Origin of the sequence: Pseudomonas sp. R2-7-07, assembly GCF_003852355.1 — a bacterium.
Lineage (GTDB): Bacteria > Pseudomonadota > Gammaproteobacteria > Pseudomonadales > Pseudomonadaceae > Aquipseudomonas.
In genome coordinates, this window is the sequence record NZ_CP027759.1 from 4,116,793 (window position 1) to 4,135,588 (window position 18,796).

General features: G+C 62.1%; 19 protein-coding genes. 17 read left to right on the top strand and 2 right to left on the bottom strand.

Going from position 1 to position 18,796, the window contains the following annotated elements; translation table 11 throughout:
• Positions 1-129: 129 nt before the first annotated feature.
• Positions 130-1,860, bottom strand: a complete 1,731-nt coding sequence (gene aceK / locus C4J86_RS18845; RefSeq protein ID WP_124371480.1) for a bifunctional isocitrate dehydrogenase kinase/phosphatase — start codon at positions 1,858-1,860, stop codon at positions 130-132.
• Between the two features lie 153 nt (positions 1,861-2,013).
• On the opposite strand from aceK, the gene C4J86_RS18850 reads away from it, so the two are divergent.
• Entirely contained in the window at positions 2,014-2,928 is a 915-nt protein-coding gene (locus tag C4J86_RS18850) for a DMT family transporter (protein ID WP_124371481.1), read from the top strand.
• A gap of 108 nt (positions 2,929-3,036) precedes the next feature.
• The gene (locus C4J86_RS18855; RefSeq protein ID WP_124371482.1) at positions 3,037-4,602 is read left to right on the top strand and encodes a PAS domain-containing methyl-accepting chemotaxis protein; all 1,566 of its coding nucleotides are present in this window, start codon (positions 3,037-3,039) and stop codon (positions 4,600-4,602) included.
• Positions 4,603-4,697: 95 nt separating this feature from the next.
• Here C4J86_RS18855 and C4J86_RS18860 read toward each other — a convergent pair whose 3' ends face one another.
• Positions 4,698-5,390: an alpha/beta family hydrolase gene (locus C4J86_RS18860; RefSeq protein ID WP_124371483.1), complete on the bottom strand. Its 693-nt coding sequence runs from the start codon at positions 5,388-5,390 to the stop codon at positions 4,698-4,700.
• A gap of 79 nt (positions 5,391-5,469) precedes the next feature.
• On the opposite strand from C4J86_RS18860, the gene ccoN (C4J86_RS18865) reads away from it, so the two are divergent.
• From ccoN (C4J86_RS18865) to C4J86_RS18935, 15 genes are all read left to right on the top strand, one after another.
• Positions 5,470-6,894, top strand: a complete 1,425-nt coding sequence (gene ccoN, locus C4J86_RS18865) for a cytochrome-c oxidase, cbb3-type subunit I (protein WP_124371484.1) — start codon at positions 5,470-5,472, stop codon at positions 6,892-6,894.
• A gap of 10 nt (positions 6,895-6,904) precedes the next feature.
• Complete coding sequence (gene ccoO, locus C4J86_RS18870; protein ID WP_124367922.1) at positions 6,905-7,513, top strand: cytochrome-c oxidase, cbb3-type subunit II; 609 nt, start codon at positions 6,905-6,907, stop codon at positions 7,511-7,513.
• Positions 7,514-7,516: 3 nt separating this feature from the next.
• The gene (locus C4J86_RS18875; protein ID WP_124363882.1) at positions 7,517-7,717 is read left to right on the top strand and encodes a cbb3-type cytochrome c oxidase subunit 3; all 201 of its coding nucleotides are present in this window, start codon (positions 7,517-7,519) and stop codon (positions 7,715-7,717) included.
• Positions 7,714-8,661: a cytochrome-c oxidase, cbb3-type subunit III gene (gene ccoP / locus C4J86_RS18880; protein ID WP_124371485.1), complete on the top strand. Its 948-nt coding sequence runs from the start codon at positions 7,714-7,716 to the stop codon at positions 8,659-8,661. Before C4J86_RS18875 ends, ccoP (C4J86_RS18880) begins: the two co-directional genes overlap by 4 nt.
• Before the next feature lie 356 nt (positions 8,662-9,017).
• A complete protein-coding gene (gene ccoN, locus C4J86_RS18885; protein WP_124363884.1) occupies positions 9,018-10,460 on the top strand; it encodes a cytochrome-c oxidase, cbb3-type subunit I in 1,443 nt (480 codons plus the stop codon).
• The gene (gene ccoO / locus C4J86_RS18890; RefSeq protein WP_124371486.1) at positions 10,460-11,068 is read left to right on the top strand and encodes a cytochrome-c oxidase, cbb3-type subunit II; all 609 of its coding nucleotides are present in this window, start codon (positions 10,460-10,462) and stop codon (positions 11,066-11,068) included. Before ccoN (C4J86_RS18885) ends, ccoO (C4J86_RS18890) begins: the two co-directional genes overlap by 1 nt.
• A 5-nt stretch (positions 11,069-11,073) precedes the next feature.
• Positions 11,074-11,259: a CcoQ/FixQ family Cbb3-type cytochrome c oxidase assembly chaperone gene (locus C4J86_RS18895; RefSeq protein ID WP_003193169.1), complete on the top strand. Its 186-nt coding sequence runs from the start codon at positions 11,074-11,076 to the stop codon at positions 11,257-11,259.
• Positions 11,256-12,233, top strand: coding sequence for a cytochrome-c oxidase, cbb3-type subunit III (gene ccoP, locus C4J86_RS18900; RefSeq protein ID WP_124371487.1), 978 nt, complete (start codon positions 11,256-11,258; stop codon positions 12,231-12,233). The genes C4J86_RS18895 and ccoP (C4J86_RS18900) overlap by 4 nt, the downstream gene beginning before the upstream one ends.
• A 170-nt stretch (positions 12,234-12,403) precedes the next feature.
• Positions 12,404-12,658 (top strand): type II toxin-antitoxin system Phd/YefM family antitoxin, encoded by a 255-nt coding sequence (locus C4J86_RS18905; protein WP_124363887.1) that lies wholly within the window; start codon positions 12,404-12,406, stop codon positions 12,656-12,658.
• Positions 12,658-13,068, top strand: a complete 411-nt coding sequence (locus tag C4J86_RS18910; RefSeq protein WP_124371488.1) for a type II toxin-antitoxin system VapC family toxin — start codon at positions 12,658-12,660, stop codon at positions 13,066-13,068. The genes C4J86_RS18905 and C4J86_RS18910 overlap by 1 nt, the downstream gene beginning before the upstream one ends.
• A 206-nt stretch (positions 13,069-13,274) precedes the next feature.
• Entirely contained in the window at positions 13,275-14,678 is a 1,404-nt protein-coding gene (ccoG, locus tag C4J86_RS18915) for a cytochrome c oxidase accessory protein CcoG (protein ID WP_124371489.1), read from the top strand.
• A gap of 15 nt (positions 14,679-14,693) precedes the next feature.
• A complete protein-coding gene (locus tag C4J86_RS18920; RefSeq protein WP_124371490.1) occupies positions 14,694-15,233 on the top strand; it encodes a FixH family protein in 540 nt (179 codons plus the stop codon).
• Positions 15,234-15,356: 123 nt separating this feature from the next.
• Positions 15,357-17,801 (top strand): heavy metal translocating P-type ATPase, encoded by a 2,445-nt coding sequence (locus C4J86_RS18925; protein ID WP_124371491.1) that lies wholly within the window; start codon positions 15,357-15,359, stop codon positions 17,799-17,801.
• A 22-nt stretch (positions 17,802-17,823) separates the two neighbouring features.
• The gene (gene ccoS / locus C4J86_RS18930) at positions 17,824-18,036 is read left to right on the top strand and encodes a cbb3-type cytochrome oxidase assembly protein CcoS (RefSeq protein WP_124367928.1); all 213 of its coding nucleotides are present in this window, start codon (positions 17,824-17,826) and stop codon (positions 18,034-18,036) included.
• Positions 18,029-18,712 carry a sulfite exporter TauE/SafE family protein gene (locus tag C4J86_RS18935; protein WP_124371492.1) on the top strand — a complete coding sequence of 228 codons (684 nt, stop codon included), beginning with the start codon at positions 18,029-18,031 and terminating at the stop codon, positions 18,710-18,712. Before ccoS ends, C4J86_RS18935 begins: the two co-directional genes overlap by 8 nt.
• Positions 18,713-18,796: the final 84 nt, after the last annotated feature.

Below are 18,796 nucleotides of genomic sequence, written 5' to 3' on the forward strand. Positions count from 1 at the left end.
TAGCGATTTAAACAACCGTACACCAGCTTCAACCCAGCCCGGCCAAAAGAGCTCGACCACGCGCTTCAAAAACAGGCGCCCAGTGGCTGATTGCACATCGCAGTCGGCCACTGGGCCACGCTTACCTCTTCAACTCGCCAGCCCCTCTTCATCACGCGGGTCCTTGCGCCGATACGGAAACACGTCAATCACCTTCCCCCCGCGAATGGCCTCCTGCAGCCCTTTCCAATAGTCCGCGTTATACAGCTCACCATGCAGCTCATCGAACAGCTTGCGCTGGCCGGCGTCGGCGAACAGAAAAGGCGGGAATTCCTCAGGAAACACATCCAGCGGGCCAATGGAGTACCACGGTTCAGAGGCCATTTCATCCTCTGGGGTACGCGGCGCGGGGATGTGGCGGAAGTTGGCTTCGGTGAGAAAGCAGATTTCATCGTAGTCGTAGAACACCACCCGGCCGTGACGGGTGACGCCGAAGTTCTTCAGCAGCATGTCACCGGGAAAGATATTCGCCGCCGCCAACTGCTTGATCGCCAGCCCGTAGTCTTCCAGGGCTTCGCGCACCTGGGCGGGATTGGCGTTTTCCAGGTAGAGGTTGAGCGGGGTCATGCGCCGTTCGGTCCAGCAGTGCCGGATCAGCACGGTGTCACCTTCCACTTCGACGGTGCCGGCGGCCACTTCCAACAACTCGGCGAGGCAGTCGGGCTCGAACTTGCTCAAGGGAAAGCGGAAGTCGGCGAACTCCTGGGTATCGGCCATGCGCCCCACGCGGTCGACACTTTTGACCAGGCGATACTTCTCGATCACCGTGGCGCGGTTGACGTTTTTCGACGGTGAGAAACGGTCCTTGATGATCTTGAACACGGTGTTGAAGCCCGGCAGGGTAAACACGCTCATGACCATGCCACGCACGCCCGGCGCCATGATGAACTGGTCATCGGTGGTGGCCAGGTGATTGATCAGGGCGCGGTAGAACTCCGACTTGCCGTGTTTATAGAAGCCAATGGACGTGTACAGCTCGGCGATATGCTTGCCGGGCAGGATGCGCTTGAGAAAGTCGATGAACTCGGCAGGCACGGGCACGTCGACCATGAAATAGGAGCGCGTAAAGGAAAAGATGATCGACACCTCAGCTTCGTCGGTGATCAACGCATCGATCTGAATACCCCGCCCTTCGCGGTGCAGCAATGGGATCACCAGCGGCCATTGTTCGTCGCGGGTGTAAATACGCCCCACCAGGTAGGCGCCTTTATTGCGGTAGAGCACCGAGGAAAACAGCTCGACGTTCAGGTCCGGGTCTTTGCACACCCAGTCCGGCAAGTTTTCGCGCAGTTGGGCTTCCAGGCGTTGCAGGTCGGCAGGCAAGTCGGCGTAGGGTTCACTGAAGCTGTAGTCCGCAAAAATCTGCGCAAGCATCTGCGCCATGTTGCCTGCAGGCGTGTAGATGCGGGTCTGCGCCGCCCGCGCCAGACGCTGTGTGGGGCGCGTGGTGTGGATAAACATGCAGCCGTCGCTGATCAGGTCATGGCTGAACAGGCTGCAAAACACCGAGTTGTACCAAGTTTCGGACAGCTCATCGTCAAAGCGCAGGTCGATCAGGCCGATGTAGGCGCTTTTCACCTGGGGCCACAGCTCGATGTCCTGCAACACGCCCGCCTCGAAAGCAGCCCGCAGACGCGCCGTGACCTCACCCACTTTATCTTCATACAGGCTGATACGCGCCGCCGAAGCCGCTTGCCCTTGCTGCCATTGGGCCTTTTCGAAACGCTCGCGAGCGCCATCGGTGATCTGGCGAAAGTGCTCACGGTAGTCGTCGAAACCGTCGAGGATCATCCGGGCGATAGCGAGGGCGGGCTGCGACATGCGGGAAACCTCGAACGGGTATCGGGAAGCCCTGAGCTTAGCCAGTGAACCCCGGCAGGAGAAGGAGGATTTTTCACCGGCCGCCGTACTTAGCGATTGTGTCGACCGGAACGCTGGGCAACACTCCCCGGCCTGATCGTGTAGGAGTTTTCCGTGAAACCTGTCGACACCCTGTACTTGCTGGGACTAGCCGCCATCTGGGGCGCGAGCTTCCTTTTCATGCGCATCATCGCGCCGGAAATCGGCAGCGTGCCGACTGCGTTTTTCCGCGTATCGATTGCCGCCGCAGGCTTGTTGGTGATCCTGGCGTTGATGCGCGTGAGCTGGGATTTCCAGGGTAAGTTCAAGGCGGTGCTGCTGCTGGGCGTAATCAACTCAGGGATCCCGGCGACCATGTACTCGGTGGCGGCGCAGGTATTGCCCGCGGGTTATTCGGCGATCTTCAATGCCACCACGCCGCTGATGGGCGTACTGATTGGCGGGTTGTTCTTCAGCGAACGCCTGACACCGTCGAAAATCGCGGGTGTAGCCCTGGGGCTGTTTGGCGTGGCCGTGCTCACGCGTGCGGGACCGGTGGCCTTTGATCTGGAATTGTTGATGGGCGCACTGGCGTGCCTGCTGGCGACCACCTGCTATGGCTTTGCCGGTTTTCTGGCGCGGCGCTGGCTGGATCAGCGCGGCGGGTTGGACAGCCGCCTGTCGGCCTTGGGCAGCATGCTGGGCGCTACATTGTTCTTGCTGCCGTTGTTTGCCTACAGCGCCATCAGTCAGCCGCCGGCGAGTTGGGGAGGCTGGCAGGTATGGGCGTCGCTGCTGGGGTTGGGGCTGGTGTGCACGGCGTTCGCCTACATCCTGTATTTTCGCCTGCTGTCCTCCATCGGCCCGGTCAAGTCGATGACCGTGACCTTCATGATCCCGCCGTTCGGCGTGCTGTGGGGCGCGCTGCTGCTGGATGAGCCGCTGTCGATGGCCCACGTATATGGCGGGGTGTTGATCGCCGGCGCGTTGTGGCTGGTGTTGCGGCCACAAAAAGCTCGGGTCGAGGATGCGCTGTCAGCCTCACAGTGAGGGCTCGGCGGTTTGCGCGCGACATTGCCAGCGGATTGTTGCAAAAATAAGTTAAATAAATGCCCTGCATGGCCGATAACCCCTGAAAGCCTTGCGGATTGAACAATCATGCGTAATAACCAACCCGTTACCCAGCGCGAACGTACCTTCCCCGCTCAGCAACGGTTGATCTCCACCACAGACGCCAAGGGTGTGATCACCTACTGCAACGACGCCTTTGTCGAAATCAGTGGGTTCACCCGCGACGAACTGACCCGTGCCCCGCACAATCTGGTGCGTCACCCGGACGTTCCGGCGGCGGTGTTCGCGCACATGTGGTCGACGCTCAAACAAGGCTTGCCATGGATGGGCATTGTCAAGAATCGCTGCAAGACCGGTGACCACTACTGGGTTAACGCCTATGTGACACCGGTCTTCGACGGCAACCAGGTGATCGGCTACGAATCGGTGCGCATCAAGCCCACCGCCGAGCAGATCCGCCGGGCCGAAGCGCTCTATCAACGCATCAACCAGGGCAAGTCGGCCGTTCCCCAGCGGGACAAGTGGCTACCGGTGCTGCAAGACTGGCTGCCGTTTATCCTGGTCAGCCAATTGAGCTTCATGATCGGTGCCACCCTCACGTCCCAGTGGGGTTTCGCCTTGGCGGCAGCGCTGTCGGTGCCGTTGGGCCTGTTGGGCCTGAGCTGGCAACAGCGCGGCCTCAAGCGTTTGCTGCGCCTGGCCGAGCAGACCACCTCCGACCCGTTGATCGCGCAGATGTACACCGACAGCCGCGGCGCCCAGGCGCGGCTGGAAATGTCGATCCTCAGCCAGGAAGCACGTCTGAAGACCTGCCTCACCCGCCTGCAGGACACTGCCGAACACCTCAACGACCAAGCCGCGCAGTCCAACACCCTGGCGCACAACAGCTCCAGCGGCCTGGAACGCCAGCGCGTGGAGACGGAACAGGTGGCCACTGCGGTCAACCAGATGGCGGCGACCACCCAGGAAGTCGCCAGCCACGTGCAGCGCACGGCAGATGCCACCCAGGAAGCCAATCGCCTGACCGGTCGCGGCCGCGATATCGCAGGGGAAACCCGTGAGGCGATTCAGCGCTTGTCGGTGGCCGTGGGCGAAACCGGTATCACCGTCACGCAATTGGCCAAGGACAGCGATGAAATCGGCGGCGTGGTGGATGTGATCAAAGGCATTGCCGACCAGACCAACCTGCTGGCCTTGAACGCCGCTATCGAGGCGGCGCGCGCCGGTGAGATGGGCCGTGGGTTTGCGGTGGTGGCGGATGAAGTACGCCAGTTGGCGCAACGCACCGCCGAATCGACCGGGCAGATCCATACCCTGATCGCCAAGCTGCAGCAGACGGCCGCCGCCGCCGTGCAAACCATGGACGCCGGGCATCGCCAGGCTGAAGAGGGCGTGGCACGGGTGATGGAAGCGGATCAGGCGCTGGTCGGCATCAGTGAGGCGGTGGCGAATATTACCGACATGACGGCCCAAATCGCTGCGGCGACCGAGGAGCAGAGCTCGGTGGCCGAGGAGATCAGCCGCAATATCAGCACCATTGCGCTGCTGGCGGACCAGACCTCGGAGCAGGCGATGAGCTCGGCGCAATTGAGTGAAGAGTTGACGCATACCGCCAATACCCAGTACTCGCTGGTGGAGCGGTTTAACCGGTAGACCGCTATCGGGGGCAAGCCCCCTCCCACATTTTGACCACATTCCAAATTTGGAACTCGGTCAAATGTGGGAGGGGGCTTGCCCCCGATAGGTCCCTAACAGGCACCAAGAAACCCAGCCACCTTCACCGCCGCAGCCTCCAGATGCTGCTCATGACTAAACCCCGAAGCCTTCAACGGCTTCAAATCATGATCCCCCGCCACCAGCCACATCACCTCGATGCCCGGCGACAGCTCATACCCCTCCACCGCCGCCCGATTACCCAGTGCATCACGCTCGCCCTGCACAATCAGCGTCGGCGTCTTAAGCGCAGCCAAATGCTCTACCCGAGGTTTTTCCGGCTTGCCCACCGCATAGAACGGATAGCCCAGGCACACCAACCCAGCGTCGTCCAGTTCATCGGCCAATAAACTGGCCATCCGCCCGCCCATGGATTTGCCGCCTATCGCCACCTTGCCCGCGACATGACGCCGCACCAGGGCATACACCTCCCGCCACGCCTCCAGCAGTTTCGGCGCCGGGTTCGGTGGGCGCTTGCCGCCCTCCAATCGGCGCTGGGCCATGTAGGGAAACTCGAAGCGCACGACGTTGACGCCATGCCCGGCAAGGCGCGCAGCCATGTCGTTCATGAACGCCGAGTCCATCGGCGCACCGGCGCCGTGGGCCAGGATCAAGGTGACGGGCTCGCCTGAAACCGCCTGCGCTGCGACATCCCATAACCAGCCGCGTTCACGCACACACTGCGCCCATTGATCCCCGTCAATACTGGCCTTGTGCTCTTTGCCCATGCTTGCCTCGCTATTTAGTCTGCCTATAACTCCAGCCCAAGTGCCGCTCCGGCTTGGGTTGAACCGTGGATGGGGAACCATGAACACTACTTTAAGTACCGCCTATAACTACAAGGTGGTCCGCCAATTCGCCATTATGACGGTGGTGTGGGGCATCGTCGGCATGGGCCTCGGGGTTTTTCTCGCGGCCCAATTGGTTTGGCCTGCGCTCAACTTCGATTTGCCCTGGACCAGCTTCGGTCGCCTGCGCCCGCTGCACACCAACGCCGTGATCTTTGCCTTCGGTGGCTGCGCACTGTTCGCCAGCTCCTTCTATTCGGTGCAGCGCACCTGCCAGACACAGCTATTCGCACCGAAAATCGCCGCGTTCTGCTTCTGGGGCTGGCAGCTCGTCATCCTGTTGGCCGCGATCAGCCTGCCGCTGGGCTACACCAGTTCCAAGGAATACGCCGAGCTGGAATGGCCGATCGACATCCTGATCACCATCGTCTGGGTGGCCTACGCCATCGTGTTCTTCGGCACGATCATGAAGCGCAACACCAAGCACATCTATGTGGGTAACTGGTTTTTCGGCGCATTCATCATCACCGTGGCGATCCTGCATATCGTCAACAACCTGGAAATCCCGGTCAGCCTGACCAAGTCCTACTCGCTGTACGGCGGTGCGACGGATGCCATGGTGCAGTGGTGGTACGGGCATAACGCTGTAGGCTTTTTCCTCACTGCCGGCTTCCTCGGGATGATGTACTACTTCGTGCCCAAGCAGGCCGAACGCCCGGTGTATTCGTATCGTTTGTCCATCGTGCACTTCTGGGCGCTGATCACCCTGTATATCTGGGCCGGCCCCCACCACCTGCACTACACCGCGTTGCCGGATTGGGCACAGTCGTTGGGCATGGTGATGTCGCTGGTGCTGCTGGCACCGAGCTGGGGCGGCATGATCAACGGCATGATGACGCTCTCGGGCGCCTGGCATAAGTTGCGTAGCGACCCGATCCTGCGCTTCCTCGTGGTGTCCCTGGCGTTCTACGGCATGTCCACTTTCGAGGGCCCGATGATGGCGATCAAGACCGTCAACGCCCTCTCCCACTACACCGACTGGACCATCGGCCACGTCCACGCCGGCGCACTCGGTTGGGTGGCGATGATTTCCATCGGCGCGCTGTACCACATGATCCCCAAGGTCTTCGGGCGTGAGCAGATGTACAGCCTCGGCCTGATCAACGCGCACTTCTGGCTGGCCACTATCGGCACCGTGCTCTACATCGCTTCGATGTGGGTCAACGGCATCGCCCAGGGCCTGATGTGGCGTGCGATCAATGAGGACGGCACCCTGACCTACTCCTTCGTCGAAACCCTGGTGGCCAGCCACCCGGGCTACATCGTGCGGCTGGTGGGCGGTGCGGTGTTCCTCAGCGGCATGTTCCTGATGGCTTACAACACATGGCGCACCGTGCGCGCGGTGCAGCCCGCCGACGCCATGCCTGTCGCGCAACTGGCCTGAGGAGGTTGTGATGAAACACGAAGTCATTGAAAAAAACGTCGGCCTGCTGATGCTGCTGATGGTGCTCGCCGTGAGCATCGGCGGCCTGACCCAGATCGTCCCGCTGTTCTTCCAGGACGTGACCAACAAGCCGGTCGAAGGCATGAAACCCTACACCGCGCTGCAGCTGGAGGGCCGCGACATCTACATCCGTGAAGGCTGCGTGCAGTGTCACTCGCAGATGATCCGCCCGTTCCGCGCCGAGACCGAACGCTACGGCCATTACTCGGTGGCCGGCGAAAGCGTGTGGGACCACCCGTTCCTGTGGGGCTCCAAGCGCACCGGGCCGGACCTGGCCCGCGTGGGCGCACGCTACTCGGACGACTGGCACCGCGCGCACCTGTACAACCCGCGCAACGTGGTGCCCGAGTCGAAAATGCCGGCCTACCCATGGCTGGTGACGGCCCCGGTCGACAGCAGCCACACCGAGACCAAACTGAACGTCATGCGCACCCTGGGCGTGCCTTACACCGACGACGACATTCGTGGTGCGGTCGCCAGCCTCAAGGGCAAGACCGAAATGGACGCGCTGGTTTCCTACCTGCAAGTGCTCGGCACTGCCATCAAGAGCAAGAGGTGAGCCATGGGATTTGAATTCGACGCGGGCACTATCCGCGGCCTCGGCACGCTGGTGGTCGCCATCGCTTTCATCGGCTTGTCGCTGTGGGTGTTCAACAACCGCCGCAACGCGGACTTCGAGCAGGCGCGCCTGCTGCCGTTCGCCGATGAACCTTCTCCCTCCGACGCTCAAGAAGCGCCCGCACCAAGGAGCACTCGGCCATGACTACCTTCTGGAGTACATGGATCTGCGTACTGACCCTCGGCAGCCTGATCGGCCTGACCTGGCTGTTGATCGGCACCCGCAAGGGCGAAACCCACGGCAGCGTCGACCAGACCATGGGCCACGCCTTCGACGGCATCGAGGAATACGACAACCCGCTGCCCCAGTGGTGGTTCATGCTGTTCGTCGGCACGCTGGTGTTTGCCGTCGGCTACCTGGTCCTCTACCCGGGCCTGGGTAACTGGAAAGGCGTGTTGCCGGGTTATGAAGACGGCTGGACATCGACCAAGGAATGGGACAAGGAGATGACCAAGGCCGACGCCAGGTTCGGGCCGATCTACGCCAAATTCGCAGCGATGCCGGTGGAAGAAGTGGCCAAGGACCCGCAAGCCTTGAAGATGGGCGGTCGCCTGTTCGCCTCCAACTGCGCGGTGTGCCACGGCTCGGATGCCAAGGGCGCGTACGGCTTCCCCAACCTGGCGGACAGCCACTGGCGCTGGGGCGGTTCGGCCGCAGCGATCAAGGCCACCATCCTGGGCGGTCGCCACGCGGCGATGCCGGCCTGGGGTGAAGTGCTGGGCGACGATGGGGTGAAGAATGTTGCCGCGTATGTACGCCACGACCTGGCCAAGTTGCCCTTACCGGCCGACAGCACGGCCGACCTGGCGGCGGGCCAGGCCGCATTCAACACCACCTGTGTTGCCTGCCACGGGCCGCAGGGCCACGGTGTGGAAGCCATGGGCGCGCCAAACCTGACCGAGCCTGCAGGGTTTATCTACGGCACCAGCCTGGCGCAGCTGCAACAGACCATCCGTCATGGTCGCCAAGGCCAGATGCCTGCGCAGGAAGTGCTGCAAGGCAATGACAAGGTGCATCTGCTGGCGGCTTATGTTTATAGCCTTTCCCATAACGCTGACGGTGCAACGCCGGAAAGCCAACCTCAGTAACCATTAGCTGTGGCGAGGGAGCTTGCTCCCTCGCCACGGTTCGCCACTGCTTGCGCGACTAAGTGTCGCACCCTTCCCAAGACCAACTTTCCCCACCTCAGATTCGGGTCTACGCTTGCTTTCAAGCGAAGCGATTTCGGCGTACGCGACAACCGCTGTCGAGGCTCCGAAATTTTCTTGTCCACTCGATCAGCTTTCTATTTCTATTTTATCCTTACATCAAACATGGAAAGGGCGCAGAATCTGGCGTGGAACGCATTGATACAGGTCAGTCATTGCGTTGCAATGGCCCCTCGCTTTCTACATACTTGCGGCCGATTTTACCTATAAAAATACCTAAACCGTGGAACCTTAGAATGAGCACAGCAATCAGTCCGACTGCTTATAACTATAAGGTCGTTCGCCAGTTCGCCATCATGACGGTGGTCTGGGGGATCCTTGGCATGGGGCTCGGGGTGTTCATCGCCTCGCAACTGGTTTGGCCACAATTGAATTTCGACCTGCCCTGGACGACCTTCGGCCGCCTGCGCCCGCTGCACACCAACCTGGTGATCTTTGCCTTCGGTGGCTGTGCGCTGTTCGCCACCTCCTACTACGTTGTGCAACGCACCTGCCAGACACGACTGATTTCCGATGGCCTTGCCGCCTTTACCTTCTGGGGCTGGCAGGCGGTCATCGTCGGCGCCATCATCAGCCTGCCCCTGGGCTACACCACCACCAAGGAATACGCCGAGCTGGAATGGCCGATCGCCATTTTGCTCGCCATTGTGTGGGTGACGTACGCCGTGGTGTTCTTCGGCACCATCGTCAAGCGCAAGACCAAGCACATCTATGTCGGCAACTGGTTCTACGGGGCCTTCATCCTGGTCACGGCGATGCTGCACATCGTCAACCACGCGTCCCTGCCGGTCAGCCTGTTCAAATCCTACTCGGCCTATGCCGGCGCGACGGATGCGATGATCCAGTGGTGGTACGGGCATAATGCCGTGGGCTTTTTCCTCACCACCGGCTTCCTTGGGATGATGTACTACTTCGTGCCCAAGCAGGCCGAACGTCCCATCTACTCCTACCGCCTGTCCATCGTGCACTTCTGGGCGCTGATCACCCTGTACATCTGGGCCGGCCCGCACCACCTGCACTACACCGCGCTGCCGGACTGGGCGCAGTCGTTGGGCATGGCGATGTCGATCATCCTGCTGGCGCCGAGCTGGGGCGGCATGATCAACGGCATGATGACGCTCTCGGGCGCCTGGCATAAGCTGCGCACCGACCCGATCCTGCGCTTTCTGGTGGTTTCGCTGGCGTTCTACGGCATGTCGACCTTCGAAGGCCCGATGATGGCGATCAAGACCGTCAACTCGCTCTCCCACTACACCGACTGGACCATCGGCCACGTCCACGCCGGTGCCCTGGGCTGGGTGGCGATGATCTCCATCGGCGCGCTGTACCACATGATCCCCAAGCTGTTCGGGCGTGCGCAGATGCACAGTGTCGGGCTGATCAACACGCACTTCTGGCTGGCCACTATCGGCACCGTGCTCTACATCGCCTCGATGTGGGTCAACGGCATTACCCAGGGCCTGATGTGGCGTGCGATCAACGACGACGGCACCCTCACCTACTCGTTCGTCGAAGCGCTGCAAGCCAGCCACCCAGGCTATATCGTGCGCGCCCTGGGCGGTGCGTTCTTCGCCACCGGCATGCTGTTCATGGCCTACAACGTCTGGCGCACCGTGCGTGCCTCCGACCCTGAGCAAGCTGAAGCCGCCGCCAAGATCGCCGTCGTGGGAGCCCACTGATGAAGCATGAAGTAGTCGAGAAGAATATCGGCCTGCTGGCCTTCTTCATGGTCATCGCCGTGAGCATCGGCGGCCTGACCCAGATCGTCCCGCTGTTCTTCCAGGACGTGACCAACAAGCCGGTCGAAGGCATGAAGCCGCGCACCGCCCTCGAACTGGAAGGCCGCGACGTCTATATCGCCAACGGTTGCGTGGGCTGCCACTCACAGATGATCCGCCCGTTCCGCGCCGAAACCGAACGCTATGGCCACTACTCGGTCGCCGGTGAAAGCGTGTGGGACCACCCGTTCCTGTGGGGTTCCAAGCGCACTGGCCCGGACCTGGCGCGCGTTGGCGGGCGTTACTCCGATGACTGGCACCGTGCGCACTTGTACAACCCGCGCAACGTGGTGCCGGAGTCGAAAATGCCGGCATACCCGTTCCTGGTGGAAAACAAGCTCGACGGCAAGGACACCGCGAAAAAAATGGAAGTCCTGCGCACCCTGGGCGTGCCCTACACCGACGAAGACATCGCCGGTGCGGCAGCCGCCGTCAAAGGCAAGACCGAAATGGACGCATTGGTGGCCTACCTGCAGGGCCTTGGCACCCTCATCAAAAGCAAACGGTGACCGGCATGGATATCGGAATGATTCGTGGCCTGGGCACCGTCGTGGTGATGGTGGCCTTTATCGGCCTGGCGCTGTGGGTGTTCAGCCCACGGCGCAAATCGGAATTCGACGACGCGACCATGCTGCCTTTTGCGGATGACCCGGAAGCCATCAAGCACGTCGAGCAAGCGTCTAGGAGTAACAAAGAATGACTACGTTCTGGAGCCTGTACGTCACAGTCCTCAGTCTGGGTACCATCTTCGCCCTGACCTGGCTGCTGCTGTCGACCCGCAAGGGCCAGCGCGCCGAACAGACGGACGAGACCGTCGGCCACTCGTTCGACGGCATCGAAGAATACGACAACCCGCTGCCCAAATGGTGGTTCATGCTGTTCGTCGGAACCATCATCTTCGCCCTTGGCTACCTGGCGCTGTACCCTGGCCTGGGCAACTGGAAAGGCCTGCTGCCGGGTTACAACTACCTCGACAACGACAAGCAAACCGCGTTCGCCAACGGCCAGACCGGCTGGACCGGCGTGCACGAATGGGAAAAGGAAATGGCCAGGTCGGAGGCCAAATTCGGGCCGATCTTCGCCAAATTCGCCTCGATGCCGATTGAAGAAGTGGCCAAGGACCCACAGGCTCTGAAGATGGGCGGCCGTCTGTTCGCCTCCAACTGCTCGGTGTGCCACGGTTCCGACGCCAAGGGCGCCTACGGTTTTCCCAACCTGACCGACGCCGACTGGCGCTGGGGCGGCGACGCGGCGACCATCAAGCAAACCATCATGCAGGGCCGCCATGCGGTGATGCCAGGCTGGGCCGAAGTGATCGGCGAGCAAGGCGTGGCCGACGTAGCGGCGTTCGTGGTGACCAACCTCGACGGCCGCAAGCTGCCGGAAGGCGCCAAGGCCGACGTCGCCAACGGCGCGAAACTCTTCGCCGCCAACTGCGTGGCCTGCCACGGCCCGGCCGGTAAAGGCACCCCGGCCATGGGCGCACCGGACCTGACTCATCCGGGTGCGTTCATCTACGGTTCGAGCTTCGCCCAACTGCAGCAGACCATTCGCTATGGCCGCCAGGGCCAGATGCCAGCGCAGGAACAACTGCAGGGCAATGACAAGGTGCACTTGTTGGCGGCGTATGTGTACAGCTTGTCCCATGGGGATAAGAAGGCTGAGGAGCAGTAATTCGTCGAATACAACAAAGCCCCGCGCAGCAAAAACTGGCGGGGCTTTTTGTTTCTGGCGCTCAGAATCTGTCAAACAGGCATGGACTACCACTCGCGGCCTCGGACTTGCCGCACACAACCACAAGTAGTAACGTAACTACATCACATCCGACAAAGGGGGGCCGCCCCATGACCATCACCACCATTTCCAGCCGCGAATTCAACCAAGACACAAGTGGTGCCAAAAAAGCCGCACGCCAAGGGCCTGTTTTTATCACTGATCGCGGCAAGCCCGCCCATGTACTGCTAAGCATTGAGGACTACCAGAAATTGACAGGTCTGAATGCCGACATCGTTGACCTGCTGGTGATGCCGGAAGCGGCGGATATCGACTTCGAAACCGAGCGCGCCGTGATCATTCATCGACCCGTGGACCTTCCCTGATGTATCTACTCGACACCAATGTTATCTCCGAACTTCGTAAACCTCAGGCTGATGCAAACGTCGTTGCCTGGGCAAAAAGCGTGATAGCGCCACGCATGTTCATTTCCGCGATCACGCTCAAGGAACTGGAAACCGGAGTGCTGCGCGTTGAGCGGCGAGACCCGACTCAGGGGAAGGTGTTGAGGGCCTGGCTCAAGCGCCATGTGATGCCCGCCTTTGATGCCCGAATCCTGCCCGTTGATGCGGCGGTCGCGTTGCGTTGTGCGCACTTGCATGTTCCAGACCGGGCCAACGAGAGTGACTCGTTGATCGCCGCAACCGCTCTGGTTCATGGGCTTACCGTCGTCACGCGCAACGTCAGCGACTTCAAATCCAGTGGTGTTGCGCTGATTAATCCATGGGAGGAATGACCTGCCTACCCACAAAACCATCCATACTTCACAAGTCAATTGATCCAGATCACGTACACCATCAATTGATTTCCCCCAACGCGACCAAAGGTCGCACCCTTCACGTACCACCGGGGGCGTATCATTAGGCCACTGCAACATCCTTAATTTGACCCCGGTTGGCACGTACTGGCCGAGGCAAATGTCCACCGCCGTGGGATGCAATGATGAGCAACCAGATACCGGTACACGACGTTACCCCGCCTGCCAAAACCGTCGATCTCTATGCGTCACGAGAGAAAATCTACACCCGCGCCTTCACCGGGCTGTTTCGCAATCTGCGCATGCTCGGCGGTGCCGGCCTGTTCCTGCTGTACTTCGGCACGGTGTGGCTGAACTGGGGCGGTCACCAGGCGGTGTGGTGGAACCTGCCGGAGCGTAAATTCTTTATTTTTGGCGCAACCTTCTGGCCTCAGGATTTCATCCTGCTGTCGGGCATTCTCATCGTTGCGGCGTTTGGCCTGTTCTTCATCACGGTCTACGCCGGTCGCGTCTGGTGCGGCTATACCTGCCCGCAAAGCGTGTGGACGTGGATCTTCATGTGGTGCGAAAAGGTTACCGAAGGCGATCGCAACCAGCGCATCAAGCTGGACAAGGCGCCCATGGGCGCCAACAAGTTCCTGCGCAAATTCAGCAAGCACACGCTGTGGCTGCTGATCGGTTTTGTCACCGGCCTGACCTTTGTCGGCTACTTCTCGCCGATCCGCGAACTGGTATTGGACTTTTTCACCGGCCAGGCCGACGGCTGGTCGTATTTCTGGGTAGGTTTCTTCACCCTCGCCACCTACGGCAACGCCGGCTGGCTGCGCGAACAGGTGTGCATCTACATGTGCCCCTATGCGCGGTTCCAGAGCGTGATGTTCGACAAGGACACGCTGATCGTTTCCTACGACCCCCGCCGGGGCGAAGTGCGTGGTCCGCGCAAAAAGGGGGTCGACTACAAGGCTCAGGGCCTGGGCGATTGCATCGACTGCACGATGTGCGTGCAGGTATGCCCCACCGGCATCGACATCCGCGACGGCCTGCAGATCGAGTGCATCGGCTGCGCTGCCTGCATCGACGCCTGCGACAACATCATGGACAAGATGGAGTACCCACGCGGCCTGATCAGCTACACCACCGAGCACAATCTGTCCGGACAGAAAACCCATAAGTTGCGCCCGCGCCTGATCGGTTACGCCTTGGTGTTGCTGGCGATGATCAGCCTGCTGGTGGCCGCGTTCTTCATGCGTTCGCTGGTGGGCTTCGACGTGAGCAAGGACCGTGTGCTGTACCGCGAAAACGCCGAAGGGCGCATCGAGAACGTCTACAGCCTGAAAATCATGAACAAGGACCAGCGCGACCACACCTACGTGCTCGACGCCGCCGGCCTGCCCGACCTCAAACTGCAAGGCCGACGCGAAATCAAGGTAGCCGCCGGCGATATCGTCAGCATGCCGGTAGAGTTGTCGAGTGCGCCCGAGCAGTTGCCGTCCAGCACCAACGAGGTGACGTTCATCCTCGAGGACGCCGACGACCGCAGCGTTCACATTGAAGCCAAGAGCCGATTCATCGGCCCACAAGTTCGTTAGACAGGGAACACGAGAATGCCCGTAACCACTGCCGCAAGCCCCTGGTACAAGCACCTCTGGCCCTGGATCATCATCGCGATCCTCGCCTGCTCAGTGACCCTGACCTTGTCCATGGTGACCATCGCGGTGAACCACCCGGACAACCTGGTCAACGACAACTATTACGAGGCCGGCAAAGGCATCAACCGCTCCCTGGACCGCGAACGCCTGGCCCAGACCCTGCAACTGCGCGGCAAGCTGCACCTGGACGCGCTGACCGGTGAAGTCGATCTGCACCTCACCGGCTACAGCAACCCGAACACCCTGGAGCTGAACCTGATCTCCCCGACCCAGCCGGCGAAGGATCGCAAGATCAACCTGACCCGCAGCGCCAGCGAACCGGGCCGCTACATCGGCCAGGTCACCGACAAGGTCGAAGGGCGCCGCTTCGTGGAACTGCTCGGTGTGGAAGGCGACAAGACCTGGCGCCTGTTCGAAGAAGAAGAGGTCAGCCACGACACAGACTTGTTGCTCGGCGATGAGCCGTTGCAGGGTGCCGAAGACCTGAAAAAGTAACTGATCATTCCCACGCTCCGCGTGGGAATGCAGCCCGTGGCGCTCAGCGCCATAAAAGCGGACGCAGAGCGTCCAGCGAGGCGTTACCACGCAGAGCGTGGGAACGATCTGAGATCCCGAACCATGATCACCCCCTGCTACCACTGCGCCCTGCCCGTCCCCTCCGGCAGCCGGTTCACCACACAAATCCTCGGCGAGCGCCGCGAGCTCTGTTGCCCGGGTTGCCAGGCGGTGGCGGAGGCGATTGTGGCAGGCGGGCTGGAAAGCTATTACCGGCACCGCAGCGAAGCCTCGGCCAACCCCGAAGCGCTGCCGGTGCAACTGGTCGATGAACTGGCGCTGTACGATCGCGCCGATGTGCAAAAGCCTTTCGTACGCCACACCGGCGAATTCGCCGAAGCCACCCTGCTCATGGAAGGCATCAGCTGCGCGGCGTGTGGCTGGTTGATCGAGAAACACCTTCGCAGCCTGCCCGCCGTGGCCGAAGCGCGGCTGAACCTGTCCAACCACCGCCTGCACGTGCGCTGGGCCGACGGGCAGTTACCGTTGAGCCAGGTGCTCAGTGAGCTGCGCCATATCGGCTATGCCGCCCATCCCTACCAAGCGGACCGTGCCGCCGAACAACTGGCCGGCGAGAATCGCCTGGCCCTGCGCCAACTGGGCGTTGCCGGGTTACTGTGGTTCCAGGCCATGATGGCGACCATGGCCACCTGGCCTGAATTCAATATCGACCTCAGCCCCGAGTTGCATGTCATCCTGCGCTGGGTCGCGATGTTTCTGACGACCCCCATCGTGTTCTACAGCTGTGCGCCGTTTTTCAAAGGGGCGCTGCGCGACCTGCGCACGCGCCACCTGACCATGGACGTGTCGGTGTCCCTGGCCATTGGCGGGGCTTATCTGGCGGGCATCTGGACCGCGATCACCGGTGTGGGCGAGTTGTACTTCGATGCGGTCGGCATGTTCGCGCTGTTCCTGCTGGCCGGCCGCTACCTGGAGCGACGTGCCCGCGAACGCACCGCTGCCGCCACCGCGCAGTTGGTCAACCTGCTGCCCGCCTCGTGCCTGCGCCTGACCGCAGACGGGCAGAGCGAACGCATCCTGCTCGGCGAACTGACCTTGGACGATCGGGTGCTGGTCCACCCTGGCGCGGTGCTGCCAGCGGATGGCGTGATTCTCGAAGGCCAATCCAGCGTCGACGAATCCCTGCTTACCGGCGAATACCTGCCGCAGCCCCGCCAGGTCGGCGATGCCGTTACCGCCGGCACGCTCAACGTCGAAGGCGCGCTGACCGTGCAGGTGCGCGCCTTGGGCCACGACACACGCCTGTCTGCCATCGTGCGCCTGCTGGAGCGTGCCCAGGCCGAAAAACCGCACCTGGCGCAAATCGCCGACCGCGCCGCACAGTGGTTTCTGCTGGGCTCCCTGCTGGCGGCTGCGGTAATCGGCCTGGTGTGGTGGGAGCTCGATGCCTCCAGGGCGTTCTGGATTGTATTGGCCATGCTGGTCGCGACCTGCCCGTGCGCGTTGTCCCTGGCCACCCCCACCGCCCTCACCGCCGCCACCGGCACGCTGCACACCCTTGGCTTGCTGCTGACCCGTGGCCATGTGCTGGAAGGGCTCAACCAGATCGACACGGTGATTTTCGACAAGACCGGCACGCTCACCGAAGGGCGCCTCGCGTTAAGAGCCATCCGGCCCCTGGGCGAACTGGACAGCGAGCAGTGCCTGGGCCTCGCCGCCGCGCTGGAAAACCGCTCCGAACACCCGATTGCCCGCGCCTTTGGCCGTGCCCCCCTGGCTGCCGATGAGGTCTTGAGCAGCCCCGGCCTGGGCCTGGAAGGCCGCGTGGGCGAACGCCTGATGCGCATCGGCCAAGCCGCTTTTGTCTGTGAACTCAGTGGCGCCCCCATCCCAACCTCACCAGACGAAGCCGGACAATGGCTGCTGTTGGGGGATCAGCGCGGCGCGCTCGCCTGGTTCGTGCTCGACGACCGCCTGCGCAGCGATGCGCCAGCCCTGCTTGCCGCGTGCAAGGCGCGCGGCTGGCGCACGTTGCTGCTGTCGGGGGACAGCTCGCCGATGGTCGCCAGTGTCGCGTCTGAGCTGGGCATCGATGAAGCCCACGGCGGCCTGCGCCCCGACGACAAGCTGCAAGTGCTGCAACGCCTGCACCGGGAAGGGCGCAAGGTGCTGATGCTCGGCGACGGTGTCAACGATGTGCCGGTACTGGCCGCTGCGGATATCAGCGTGGCGATGGGCTCGGCCACGGACCTGGCCAAAACCAGCGCCGACGCGGTGCTGTTGTCCAACCGCCTGGAGGCGTTGGTGCAGGCTTTTACCTTGGCGCGACGCACGCGCCGGGTGATCATCGAAAACCTGCTGTGGGCCGGGTTGTACAATGGCCTGATGCTGCCGTTCGCGGCCCTGGGGTGGATCACCCCCATCTGGGCGGCCATCGGCATGTCCCTCAGCTCATTGACGGTGGTGCTCAATGCCCTGCGCCTGACTCGCCTGCCCAGCGCGCCGGCCGCCAGTGCCCCTTTGATAAACCGCCCGCTGCCGGCTTGAGCCGCGCGGGCATGGAGTGCAGATGCCAGCTCTATACGTGATGATTCCGGCGGCGCTGCTGTTAGTGGGCGTGGCCATCTACATCTTTTTCTGGGCGGTGGACAGCGGCCAGTACGAAGACCTCGACGGCCCGGCCCACAGCGTGCTGTTCGACGACCAGGACCCGAATCACCTGGCCGCCGTCGACGAAGCCAACCGCACCGAGCAGCCGCCCAAAGAGCCGCCCCATGCTTGAGCTGGCGCCTTTGCTGGTTTCTGCGCTGATCCTCGGCCTGCTCGGCGGAGGCCATTGCCTGGGCATGTGCGGCGGCTTGATGGGCGCGCTGACCCTGGCCATCCCCCCGGAGCAGCGCAGCCGAAGGTTTCGCCTGCTGCTGGCGTACAACCTGGGGCGCATCCTCAGTTATGCCGCGGCGGGGTTGCTGATCGGCCTTGCCGGCTGGGCCGTGGCCAACAGCCCGGGGGCAATGTTCCTGCGCGTGCTCGCAGGGTTGCTGCTGATCAGTATGGGCCTGTACCTGGCCGGCTGGTGGAGCGGCCTGACCCGCATCGAACGCCTCGGTCGCGGCCTGTGGCGGCATATCCAGCCAGTTGCCAACCGCTTGCTGCCGGTCTCAAGCCTGCCTCGCGCATTACTGCTGGGCGCGCTGTGGGGCTGGTTGCCGTGCGGGTTGGTCTACAGCACCCTGCTGTGGGCCGCGAGCCAGGGGAATGCGCTGGACAGCGCGTTGCTGATGCTGGCGTTCGGCCTGGGCACCTGGCCGGTGTTGCTGGCGACCGGGCTGGCCGCCGAACGTGTCACCGCGCTATTGCGCAAGCGCAGCGTGCGCATGGCCGGTGGTGTGCTGGTGGTGTTGTTCGGCCTCTGGACCTTGCCTGGGCCACACCAGCACTGGCTGATGGGGCACTGACACACGCCTGTGGCATAGCGCCGCTCCCCGTTGATGCAAATCAACATGCCCTCCCCACCCTGCCCCTAGACTCGGCCGACTAGC